The organism is Pseudonocardia yunnanensis, assembly GCF_039534065.1.
Lineage (GTDB): Bacteria > Actinomycetota > Actinomycetes > Mycobacteriales > Pseudonocardiaceae > Pseudonocardia > Pseudonocardia yunnanensis.
Genome location: NZ_BAAAUS010000064.1, coordinates 192255 through 204008 on the forward strand (window position 1 = coordinate 192255; position 11754 = coordinate 204008).

Sequence of the window (11754 nt, forward strand, 5' to 3'; positions counted from 1 at the left end):
GATGCGCATCGAGCTGACCGTGAACGGCACCACCCACGAGGTCGACGACGTCTGGGAGGGCGAGAGCCTGCTCTACGCGTTACGGGAACGGATGGGGCTCCCCGGCTCGAAGAACGCCTGTGAGCAGGGCGAATGCGGCTCGTGCACCGTGTACTTGGACGGGCTGCCGGTGTGTTCCTGCCTCGTCGCGGCAGGCCAGGCGGTGGGACGCGAGGTGACCACCGTCGAGGGACTCTCCGCGCAGGGGGAGCTGCATCGCGTGCAGCGGGCCTTCATGCAGGCCGGAGCCGTGCAGTGCGGCTTCTGCACGCCCGGGCTGATCGTCACCACCCACGACCTGCTGGAGCGCAACCCGCAGCCGTCCGACCCGGAGATCCGTGAGGCGCTCGCCGGGAACCTCTGCCGCTGCACCGGCTACGAGAAGATCATGGACGCCGTGCGGCTGGCCGCCTCTGCTCAGGAGCGGTCAGCATGACGATCACGGTGATCGAGGGCGCCCACGTCGTCACGGTCTCCGGCGCCGAGCACGTGGGTGGCCACGTCGTCGTCGAGGGCAACCGGATCACGGCGGTCGGTGCCGGGCCCGCGCCCCGCGTCGAGGGTGCCACGGTCGTCGACGGCCGGGGCTGCCTGCTCACACCCGGCTTCGTCAACACCCACAACCACCTCTACCAGTGGGTCACCCGCGGCCTGGCCGTCGACGCGACGCTGTTCGAGTGGCTCACCACGCTCTACCCCGTGTGGGCGGGCATCGACGAGCACGCCGTGCACGTCTCCGCGAGCGCGGCGCTGGCCCAGCTCGCGCTCACCGGCTGCACGACCAGCACCGACCACCACTACGTCTTCCCACGCGAAGGCGGGGACGTCCTCGCCGCGGAGATCAGCGCCGCGCAGGACGTCGGGCTGCGGTTCCACCCGTGCCGCGGCTCGATGGATCTCGGCCGAAGCGACGGCGGCCTACCTCCCGACGACGTCGTCGAGGATCGCGACACCGTGCTCGCCGCCTCCGAGGCAGCGATCGACCGCTGGCACGACCCGTCGCCCGAATCGATGGTGCGGGTCGCCCTCGCACCGTGCTCGCCGTTCAGTGTCACGGGCGAGCTGATGCGCGAGTCGGCCGAGCTGGCGCGGCGGCGCGGCGTGCTGCTGCACACCCATCTCGCCGAGACCGTGGACGAGGTGGACTTCTGCCGCGAGAGGTTCGGCTGCTCGCCGCTGGAGTACGTCGAGCAGCTCGGGTGGATCGGTGCGGACGTGTGGTTCGCCCACACCGTGCATCTCGACGACGACGGCGTGAAGAAGATCGGGGCGACCGCCACAGGGGTGGCGCACTGCCCGTCGTCGAATGCGCGGCTCGGGGCGGGGATCGCCCCCGTCCGTAGCCTGCGCGACGCCGGCGCCCGCGTTGCGCTCGGTGTCGACGGTGCCGCCAGCAACGAGGCGGGGAGCCTGCTGGAGGAGGTGCGGCACGCGCTGCTGTTCGCCCGCGCCGTGGGCGGCCCGCAGGCGTTCAGCGTCCGCGAGGCCCTGGAGCTGGCCACCCTCGGCGGTGCCGCCGTGGTCGGGCGGAGCGACGAGATCGGCTCTCTGGAGGTCGGGAAGCTCGCCGACCTCGCTCTGTGGCGCATCGACGGCCTCGCCCATGCCGACGTCGACGACCCGGTCGCCGCGCTCGTGCTGGGGACGCCGCCGCCGCTGGAACTGCTGCTCGTGAACGGGCGTCGGGTCGTCGAACGCGACCGCGTCCGCACCGTCGACGTGGACACCCTGGCGCGCGAGTGCGTGGCCGTCCATCGCACTCTCCTGGAGAAGGCCCGCCGATGAGTACGACCACGACGACGACGGCGGTGACCACCGCGACCATCGGCCCGGGGCGTATCGGCGACAGCGCACAGCGACCGGACGCGGCGCTGAAGGTCACCGGCGAGTTCGCGTACGCGAGCGACCTGTGGCACGACGACATGGTCTGGGGTGTGACGCTGCGCAGTCCGCACCCACACGCCCGCATCGTCCGGATCGACATCGGCGAGGCGCTCGCGGTGCCGGGCGTGTCCGCCGTCCTCACGGCCGACGACGTGCCGGGCAGCAACGCGGTCGGCCTCGAACACCTCGACACACCTGCCCTGGCCACCGGGGTTGTCCGCTACGAGGGCGAGCCGGTGGCGCTCGTCGCGGCCGATCATCCCGAGACCGCGCGGCGGGCGGCCAAGAAGATCGTCGTCGACTACGAGGTGCTGCCGGCGCTCACCGACGCGCGCCGCGCGCTCGACGCCGACGCTCCTCTCGTGCACGAGAGCAGGCGCGACGAGGGCGGCAACCTGGTGCGCCGGGCGCAGATGCGCCGCGGCGAACCGGCCCCGACGGCGCCGGTGGTGGTGGCGCTCGACTTCGAGGTCGGCATGCAGGACCAGGCCTTCCTCGGCCCCGAGTCCGGGCTCGCCGTCCCGGACGACGAGGGTGGCATCGACCTCTACGTCGCCACCCAGTGGCTGCACGTCGACCAGAAGCAGGTCTGCCGGGTGCTCGGGCTTCCGCCGGAGAAGGCGCGCCTGCACCTGGCCGGGGTCGGTGGCGCCTTCGGCGGGCGCGAGGACCTCTCGATGCACGTCCACGCCTGCCTGCTCGCCCTGCACACCGGCAAACCGGTGAAGATGAGCTACTCCCGCGAGGAGTCGTTCTTCGGGCACGTGCACCGGCACCCGGCGTGGATGCGTTACGAGTTCGGCGCCGAGCCGGACGGCAGACTCGTCTACGCGAAGGCCGACATCCTCTTCGACGGCGGCGCCTACGCCTCCTCCACCGGCGCGGTGGTCGGCAACGGCGCCTCGATGGGATTGGGCCCGTACCGGATCCCGAGCATCAGCGTCGACTGCACCGGGGTCTACACCAACAACCCGCCCTGCGGCGCGATGCGCGGTTTCGGGTGCGTGCAGGCCGCGTTCGCACACGAGGCGTTGATGGACTCACTCGCCGACGCCGTGGGCGTCGACCGGGTGGAGATCCGCGCCCGCAACGGCATGCGGGAGGGCGACCGGAACATCACCGGGCAGCTGGTCGACTCGGCGGCGCCCGTCGAGGAGCTCATCCGCATCGTCGCCGACATGCCGCTGCCCGCCGAGCACCCCGACGGCGAGTTCGACATCAGGAACCTGCCCGGGGGCGTCTCGAACACCACCCACGGCGAGGGTGTGGTGCGCGGGATCGGTTACGCCGTCACCTACAAGAACGTCGGGTTCTCCGAGGGCTTCGACGACTACTCGACGGCCCGGGTGCGGCTGCAGATCACCGGCGGCGAGCCCGTGGCGACGGTGCACACCGCCGCGGCCGAGGTGGGGCAGGGCCTGATCACCGTCGAGCAGCAGATCTGCCGCACGGAGCTCGGCGTCGACCGGGTGGTGCTGCACCCCGCCGACACGTCGGTGGGGTCCGCCGGGTCCACGTCGGCGTCCCGGCAGACCTACATGACGGGCGGGGCGGTCAAGGCTGCCTGCGAGGCGGTCCGCGCGGCCGTGCTGCACCGGGCCGCGGACCTGCTCGGGCGCTCCTCGGTGGAGCTGCGGCTGGACGGCGACAAGATCGTCGACACGACCGGCGAGGTGGGCGCCGCCCTCGCCGAGGTGCTCGGTGACGACGTCGTGGAGGAGACCGTCGAGTTCCGGCACCGGCCCACGGTGCCCTTCGATCCGGAGACCGGCGCGGGCAACGCCCACGTGCAGTACGCCTTCTCGGCGCACCGCGCGGTGGTCGACGTCGACGTGGATCTGGGGCTCGTGAAGGTCGTCGCGCTGGACACCGCCCAGGACGTCGGCAAGGCGATCAACCCCGACGCCGTGGTCGGCCAGATCCAGGGCGGCAGCGCGCAGGGGATGGGGCTCGCGCTGATGGAGGAGGTGGTCGTCACCGACGGGAAGGTGCGCAACCCCTCGTTCACCGACTACCTCATCCCGACGATCCTCGACATGCCGCCGATGCGCATCGAGGTCCTGGAGTACGCCGACCCGCACGCGCCATACGGTGTGCGTGGCGTCGGTGAGCCCCCGACGATCTCCAGCGGTCCGGCTGTCGCGGCCGCGATCAGAGCGGCGACGGGGAAGGCTCTGCTGCGCGTTCCCGTGCGGCCCGAGCACATCACCGGCACCTGACGAGCACGACGAAGGAGCGCAGGATGCCCTTGATGTTCCTCAACGGCACCGCCATGTCCGGCGGCGCCGACCACCATCTCGTCGGCGACGCGCCGCTGGTCACCCGCACCACCACAGCTCCGCGATACCGCTTCCACGCCGTCGGCGGGCGCTATCCGGCGCTCGAGGACGTCGGCGACGGGGGAGCGGCGGTGCACGGCGAGGTCTACGACATGTCCTACGAGCAGCTGCGCGAGGTGCTGCTTCCCGGGGAGCCCGACGGGCTGGAGCTCGGCGTGATCGAGCTGGCCGACGGCACGGGTTCGCTGGCGATGATCCTGCGCCGCGAGTACGCGCAGCTGCCGCCGTTGACCGACATCTCAAAGCAGGCGAGCTGGCGCGCCTACCAGGAGCGCGTGTGATCGTTCTGCGCGCACGGCGCGCCGTCGTCGACGGTGCCGAACGTCCCGCCGCGGTACTCGTCGAGGGCGAGCGGGTCGAGGCCGTGCTGCCGTACGACACCCCGATCGACGGCCGGGCCGATGTCCGCGAGGTGGTGCTCGCCGACGACGAGGTGCTCCTTCCCGGGCTCGTCGACACGCACGTGCACGTCAACGAGCCCGGCCGCACCGAGTGGGAGGGCTTCGCCTCGGCCACCCGCGCCGCGGCGGCGGGCGGCGTCACGACGATCGTGGACATGCCGCTCAACGCGCTGCCGCCCACCGTCGACGTGGCCGCCCTGGAGGTCAAGCGCAAGGCGGCAGCAGGGCAGTGCACCGTCGACGTCGGGTTCTGGGGCGGGGCTGTCCCGGGCAACGCCGGGGAGCTGCGGGCCCTGCACGATGCGGGCGTGTTCGGCGTCAAGTGCTTCCTGCTCGACAGCGGAGTCGCGGAGTTCCCGCCGCTGGTGGGGGAGGACCTCGCCGCGGCTCTGCGCACGGTCGCCGGGTTCGACGGGCTGATGATCGTGCACGCCGAGGACGGCACGCTGGTCCGGGAGGCGAGCGGACGGCGTTACCTCGACTTCGTGGCGTCCCGGCCGCGCGCCGCCGAGGACAGCGCCATCGCCGGGCTGCTGGCGCTGGCCCGTGAGACCGGGGCCCGGGTGCACGTGGTGCACCTGTCCTCGGCCGATGCGCTGCCGCTGCTCGCCGCCGCCCGCGCCGACGGCGTCCGCGTCACCGTGGAGACGTGCCCGCACTACCTCGCGCTCACCGCCGAGGAGGTGCCCGACGGCGACACCCGCTTCAAGTGCTGCCCACCGGTGCGGGAGGCCGACAACCGGGACGCCTTGTGGCGCGGTCTGGCCGATGGCGTCATCGACATGGTCGTGAGCGACCACTCGCCCTGCACCGCCGATCTGAAGCAGCTGGATCGAGGCGACTTCGGCACTGCGTGGGGCGGGATCGCGTCGCTGCAGCTCGGGCTCCCGGTGGTGTGGACCCAGGCGCGTGAGCGGGGGCACTGCCTTGCGGACGTCGTCCGGTGGATGGCGGAGCGGCCGGCGGCGCTGGTCGGGCTCGAACGCAAAGGCCGGATCGCAGCGGGTGCCGACGCTGACCTCACGATCTTCGCCCCCGATGCGACGTTCCGGGTGGGGAAGCTGCACCACCGCAACCCGATCACCCCGTACGCGGGGCGGGAGTTGCACGGCGTGGTGCGCGGCACCTGGCTGCGCGGCGAGCCGGTGGACGTCGGCGGGGTGCCGCGCGGGCGCCTCCTGTCGCGGGAGGGCGAGTGAACCGATGACACAGTGCTTGAAGCACGGGCCGAGCGCAGTGAGGGCGAGCGATGACTGATTTCCGGCAGCTGCCCGACCTCGCCCTGCGGACGCTCGGCGGCGGCGTCGTCTGGGCCAACGACGAGGCCTTCGCCGCGCGCGAGAACCTGATCACGCCCGGGCCCGCGGCCTACGAGCCCGCCACCTTCGGGCCCAAGGGCCAGGTCTACGACGGCTGGGAGACCCGCCGTCGCCGCGAGCCGGGCCACGACGAAGCGATCGTCCGGCTCGGCGCTCCGGGGATCGTCCGGGGCGTCGTGGTCGACACGGCGTGGTTCACCGGCAACTACCCGCCCGAGGTGGCGGTCGACGGACTCGCCGCGGCCGGGCACCCGTCGGTCGCCGACCTACTGGCCGACCCGGGCTGGGAGCCGCTGTTGCCCCGCTCGGCCGTCAAGGGCGACACCGAGAACGTGTTCGCGGTGACGAGCGAGCGTCGCGTCACGCACGTGCGCCTGCGGATCTTCCCGGACGGCGGGGTGGCGCGGCTGCGGGTGCACGGCGAGGCGCTGCCCGACCCACGGCTGCTCGACGCGCTCGGCACCGTCGACCTGGCGGCGATCGAGAACGGCGGCCGGGTGGTGGGCTGCTCGAACCTCTTCTACAGCTCCCCGAACAACCTGCTGGTCCCCGGCCCTCCCCGCTCGATGGGCGAGGGCTGGGAGACCGCCCGGCGCCGCGACGACGGCAACGACTGGGTCGAGGTTTCCCTCGCAGGCGAGTCGGTGATCGCAGTGGCGGAGATCGACACGAGCTACTTCCTGCACAACGCTCCGGGCTGGGCCACGTTGCGTGGCCGGCGGGGAGACGGCGAGTGGTTCGACCTCGTGCCACGCACAGCGCTGCAGCCCGACACCCGCCACCGCTTCGCGCTCGGGCCGCCGCCGGAACAGTCCGGGGAGGCCCGGCCCGTCACGCACGTCCGGCTGGACATCTTCCCCGACGGCGGCGCCGCCCGGCTGCGCATGCACGGCCGGCTGACCACGTCGGGCCGGGAGGCCCTCGACCACCGCTGGCAGGCCGCGACCCCTCGAGCGTGATCCACGCCCGAGGCGGTCCAACTGCCGGACGAGCGGCGCGTTCGTCCAGTAGATCCGGCTGAACGGCACTTTCGTTCAGCGGGAGGGGGTTCGTGGAGGGCTCGCGGGGGTTGGGACCAGCGGCGCGTTCATCCGGTAGGTCCGGGGCGAAGGGCGCCCTTGCTCAGCGGGAGAGGCGGGGCAACGGGCGTGCTCGGCTCGCGAGCGCGACGACCGGCGCGTTCGTCCAGTAGGTCCAGCTGAACGGCACTCTCGTTCAGCGGGGGGAGCGGGAGCAGGGGCGCGCGTCAGGCCCGCGCGTTGACGAGTGGCGCGTTCGTCCGGTAGGTCCGGATGATCGGCACTCTCGTTCGGTGGGGGTGGGCGGGGCGGGGTGGCTTTCTTTGGCGCCCGCTCGCGGTGTCGCCCCGTGCACCGCAAGGATCTGTCCCATGGCCCGCTATACCGTCAACTGCTCGATCCTGTTCACCGAGCTGCCGCTCCTGGAACGTCCGGCCGCTGCCCGGGCCGCCGGGTTCGACGCCGTCGAGTTCTGGTGGCCGTTCCCCACGGCCACGCCCGAGGATGCGGAGGTCGACCGGTTCGTCCGTGCTGTCGAGGACGCCGGCGTGCGGCTGACCGGACTCAACTTCGCGGCGGGGGACATGCCGGCGGGCGACCGGGGGCTCGTGTCGTTGCCCGGGCGGGAGACGGAGTTCCGGGCGAGCGTCGACGTCGCCGCGGGCATCGGGGGGCGCCTGGGCACCGGCGTGTTCAACGCCCTCTACGGCAACCGCATCGCCGGCACCGATCCCATGGAGCAGGACGACGTGGCGGCGGAGAACCTCGCCTACGCCACCGGCCGGGTCGACGGCGCCGTCGTGCTCGAGCCGGTCAGCGGGGTGGACCGCTATCCCCTGCGCACGGCCGCCGACGCGATCGCGGTGGCCGACCGCGTGGCCGCGCGGAATCTGAAGCTGCTCGCCGACCTCTACCACCTCACCGTGAACGGCGATGACGTCGCCGCGGCGATCGAGCGGTACGCCGACCGGATCGGGCACGTGCAGATCGCCGACGCGCCCGGCCGGCACGAACCCGGAACCGGCGAGATCCCCTTCGACCAGCACCTCGCAGCCCTCGACCGCGCCGGGTACACCGGATGGATCGGCTTGGAGTACCAGCCGTCCACCACGAGTGACCGCGCTTTCGACTGGCTGCCGTCCGCGCAGCGCGGCGCCACGACCCAGGAGAACGCATGAGTGAGCGTGCGAGCCAATCATTGAGACAGCGCCCGCGTGGAGCCGCGGCCGAGCGCAGGGAGAGCGAGCGATGACCACACCGCAGCAGACCACGATCGCCTTCATCGGGTTGGGGATCATGGGTGCGCCAATGGCAGGCCACCTGATCGACGCCGGGTACGACGTCGTGGGCTACAACCGTTCCAGTCCCGCGGTGGACCGGCTGGTCGAGCGCGGCGGGCGGGCCGCGCAGAGCGTGGCCGAGGCCGTGCGCGATGCCGACGTCGTGATCACGATGGTCCCCGACAGCCCGGACGTCGAGGAGATCGCCCTCTCCGACGAGGGGATCTACGCCTCGGCGAAGCCAGGCACGCTGCACATCGACTGCTCCACGATCCGTCCGGACGTCGCCCGCCGCGTGGCTGCGGCCGGGGCCGAGCGCGACATCCGCGTGGTCGACGCCCCGGTCAGCGGCGGCGAGGCCGGTGCGAAGGAGGGCTCGCTGTCGATCATGGTCGGTGGTGCGGCCGAGGACGTCGAGGCCGCCCGTCCGTACCTGGACGTCGTCGGCGCCACGGTGGTGCACGTCGGCCCGGCGGCTGCGGGCCAGACGGTCAAGGCCGCGAACCAGCTGATCGTCGCCGGCAACATCCAGTTGCTCGCCGAGGCGCTGGTGTTCCTCGAGGCGCACGGCGTGGATACCGAGTCCGCCACCGCGGTGCTCGGCGGCGGCCTCGCGGGGAGTGCCGTGCTGAACCGGAAGGCCGCCGGGATGCGGGCCCGCGAGTTCGCCCCGGGCTTCCGGATCGACCTGCACCACAAGGACCTCGGCATCGTGACGGCGGCGGCCCGCGAGGCCGGCGTCGCGATCCCGCTGGGTGCGCACGTGGCTCAGCTGGTGGGGGCGCTGCGCGCGCAGGGTCATGGGGGGCTCGACCACAGCGCGCTGCTGTTGCTCGTGGAGCAGCTGTCGGGGCGGGACCAGCGCGGCTGACCGGCCACGCCGACCTCATCAGCGGCGCCGGCCGGACCGCCCACGAGCGCGGGGATCGATTTCGACCTACCGGAGCGTTAGGAACTGTGTCCGGGTCCTAGAACAGCGTCCGGTCAGTGTTGATCCCACTACATGCTCGACGACGAGGAGCACCTTCAGCCATGGCTGACATCAAGGGTGTGTGCAGCGACCGCTTCGACGCTGTCCGGACCGCGCTGGAGAAGAACCTCGACTCCGGTGAGGAGCTCGGAGCATCGATCGTGCTCGACGTGGACGGCGACGTCGTGGTCGATCTGTGGGGTGGCTTCGCCGACGAGGCGCGGACGACGCCGTGGGCGAAGGACACGATCGTCAACGTGTGGTCCTCGACGAAGACCCTCACGAGCCTCTCCGCGTTGATCCTGGTGGACCGCGGGGAGCTCGACCTCTACGCCCCGGTGTCCACCTACTGGCCGGAGTTCGCGGCGAACGGGAAGCAGGGCGTCGAGGTCCGGCACCTGCTTGCGCACACCTCCGGTGTGTCGGGCTGGGACCAGCCCGTCACCACCGAGGACATGTATGACTGGGAGCTCTCCACCTCCCGGCTCGCCGCGCAGGCTCCCTGGTGGGAGCCGGGCAGCGCGTCGGGCTATCACGCGGCCAACCAGGGTCATCTGGTCGGTGAGGTGGTGCGGAGGGTGAGCGGGAAGCCGCTCAAGCAGTTCGTCGCCGAGGAGATCGCCGGTCCCCTGGGTGCCGATGTCCAGATCGGCGCCGTCGAGAGCGACTGGGCGCGGATCGCCGAGGTGATCCCGCCTCCTCCGAGCCCGATCGATTTCGGCTCGCTCGATCAGAACGGTCCCGTCTACAGGACCTTCACGGGGCCTGGTCTCAACGCTGCCACGGCCAACACACCCGCGTGGCGCCGTGCCGACATGGGCGCGGTCAACGGCCACACGAACGCCCGCGGGATGGCTCGTGCGCTGTCGGTCGTCGCCCGCGGCGGTGAGGTCGACGGTGTCCGCCTGCTGTCGCCCGCGACGATCGACATGATCTTCGACGAACAGGCGAACGGTGTGGACCTGGTGCTCGGCGTGCCGCTGCGCTGGGGCATGGGCTTCGGGCTTCCCCAGCTCGACACCCTCCCGTACGTGCCGGACGAGAAGATCTGCTTCTGGGGAGGCTGGGGTGGGTCGGTGATCATCATGGACCTCGGCCGCCGCATGACGATCTCCTACATGATGAACAAGATGGCGCCGGGCATCATCGGCTCCGTCCGCAGCGAGTCCTACGTGCGGCCGATCTACGAGGCACTGGCGGCGTAGCGTCCGGCGTCACCGCCCGCTCGTCAGCACTCCGATCTGCTCGGCCGACAGCACGCGTTCGATGCCGAGTACGGCGGCTCCGGCCAGGCCTGCGTACTCGCCCAGAACGCTGTTGGTGAGCACGAGGTTGCGGGTGGCGAGCGGCAGCGCCCGCTGATAGACGACGCTGCGCACGCCGGCGAGAAGCTCGTCGCTCGCCGCGGTGAGCGATCCGCCGATCGTCACCCGCGCCGGGTTGTAGAAGTGCACGAGCGTGGCCACGAGCTCGCCGATCAACCCGGCGGCCTCGCGCACGGCGCCGAGTGCGGTGGCGTCGCCGCGGCCGGCCAGGGCGCGGACGTCGGCGATCGAGATCGGCTCTCCGTGCATGCGCCCCAGCCGGCGGGCGATCGCTCCGGCGGACGCCACGGCCTCGATGCAGCCCACGTTGCCGCAGACGCAGGCGTCGTCGGGTGCCCCCCGCACGCGGACGTGGCCGATGTCGCCCGCCGCGCCGTCGGCGCCGTGGTGCAGCACGCCCTCGCCGGTGACGAGGCCGCCGCCGATGCCGGTGCCGACCTTGACGAACAGCAGCGGCACCTGGTCGGGCGGTAGCGCGCGCGCTTCGCCGAGCGCGCGGAGGTTGACGTCGTTCTCCAGGACGGCGGGGCAGCGGTAGGTCTGCTGCAGCCGCGCCGTGACGGGGTAGGCGTGCCAGCCCGGCATGATCGGCGGGCGGACCGGCACCCCGAGCTGCCCGTCCACCGGGCCCGGCAGCCCGATCACGACGGCGCGCACCGGGACGTCACCGGGTGCCTGCGCACGCAGCGCGGTGAGGTGCGACTCGACGATGTTCAGAACGACCTCGGGGCCTTCGGTGACGTCCACCTCGACATGCGCGTGGCCCAGCATGCGCTGGCTGAGGTCGACGACGGCCAGGTGGGCGGCGCTCGCGCCGACGTCAGCCAGCAGGACGTGCCCGCCCCGGGGGGAGAGCGCCAGCCGGTCGGCGGGCCGGCCGCGCCCGGCCGTGGGCCGTGTTCCGTCGAGCCGCAGCACGCCCCGGGCCAGCAGTTGGTCGACGGCGGTGCTCACGGTGGTGCGGGCGAGACCCGCGGCGGGGACGAGATCGGCCTTGCTCACGGCCGTGCCGGAGGCGACCAGCCGAGCCACGGTGCTGAGGGTGACGGCCGACTCGAAACGGCCCGAGAGCGCGGGTGTGCTCAGGCGCAGCGGGGGCAGCAGGGGTGGCGGGGAGGGCAGGAGCATCACGGTCCGATTTCGACGGAAAAACAGCGCAAAGACGCATTATTCGGTCG

Annotated in this window: 10 protein-coding genes; 9 read left to right on the plus strand and 1 reads right to left on the minus strand. The window is 72.3% G+C overall.

Going from position 1 to position 11754, the window contains the following annotated elements; translation table 11 throughout:
• Nucleotide 1 precedes the first annotated feature (1 nt).
• The 9 genes from ABD743_RS42500 to ABD743_RS42540 all read left to right on the plus strand — a co-directional run bounded on the left by ABD743_RS42500 (nt 2) and on the right by ABD743_RS42540 (nt 10456).
• Nucleotides 2–475 (plus strand): (2Fe-2S)-binding protein, encoded by a 474-nt coding sequence (locus tag ABD743_RS42500; protein ID WP_344730110.1) that lies wholly within the window; start codon nt 2–4, stop codon nt 473–475.
• Entirely contained in the window at nt 472–1824 is a 1353-nt protein-coding gene (locus tag ABD743_RS42505; RefSeq protein ID WP_344730111.1) for an 8-oxoguanine deaminase, read from the plus strand. Before ABD743_RS42500 ends, ABD743_RS42505 begins: the two co-directional genes overlap by 4 nt.
• On the plus strand, nt 1821–4142 hold the full coding sequence (gene pucD, locus ABD743_RS42510; protein ID WP_344730112.1) for a xanthine dehydrogenase subunit D: 2322 nt from the start codon (nt 1821–1823) through the stop codon (nt 4140–4142). The genes ABD743_RS42505 and pucD overlap by 4 nt, the downstream gene beginning before the upstream one ends.
• A gap of 23 nt (nt 4143–4165) precedes the next feature.
• Entirely contained in the window at nt 4166–4543 is a 378-nt protein-coding gene (locus tag ABD743_RS42515) for an allophanate hydrolase-related protein (RefSeq protein WP_344730113.1), read from the plus strand.
• Complete coding sequence (allB, locus tag ABD743_RS42520; protein ID WP_344730115.1) at nt 4540–5862, plus strand: allantoinase AllB; 1323 nt, start codon at nt 4540–4542, stop codon at nt 5860–5862. The genes ABD743_RS42515 and allB overlap by 4 nt, the downstream gene beginning before the upstream one ends.
• 50 nt (nt 5863–5912) lie before the next feature.
• On the plus strand, nt 5913–6941 hold the full coding sequence (gene alc / locus ABD743_RS42525) for an allantoicase (protein ID WP_344730116.1): 1029 nt from the start codon (nt 5913–5915) through the stop codon (nt 6939–6941).
• A gap of 431 nt (nt 6942–7372) precedes the next feature.
• Nucleotides 7373–8179 (plus strand): hydroxypyruvate isomerase family protein, encoded by an 807-nt coding sequence (locus tag ABD743_RS42530; RefSeq protein ID WP_344730118.1) that lies wholly within the window; start codon nt 7373–7375, stop codon nt 8177–8179.
• A 19-nt stretch (nt 8180–8198) separates the two neighbouring features.
• On the plus strand, nt 8199–9152 hold the full coding sequence (locus tag ABD743_RS42535; RefSeq protein ID WP_344730170.1) for a 2-hydroxy-3-oxopropionate reductase: 954 nt from the start codon (nt 8199–8201) through the stop codon (nt 9150–9152).
• 161 nt (nt 9153–9313) lie between these two features.
• Complete coding sequence (locus ABD743_RS42540) at nt 9314–10456, plus strand: serine hydrolase domain-containing protein (protein ID WP_344730120.1); 1143 nt, start codon at nt 9314–9316, stop codon at nt 10454–10456.
• 9 nt (nt 10457–10465) lie between these two features.
• Here the strand turns inward: ABD743_RS42540 and ABD743_RS42545 are convergent, their stop codons facing one another.
• A complete protein-coding gene (locus ABD743_RS42545; protein WP_344730172.1) occupies nt 10466–11704 on the minus strand; it encodes an ROK family protein in 1239 nt (412 codons plus the stop codon).
• Nucleotides 11705–11754 lie beyond the last annotated feature (50 nt).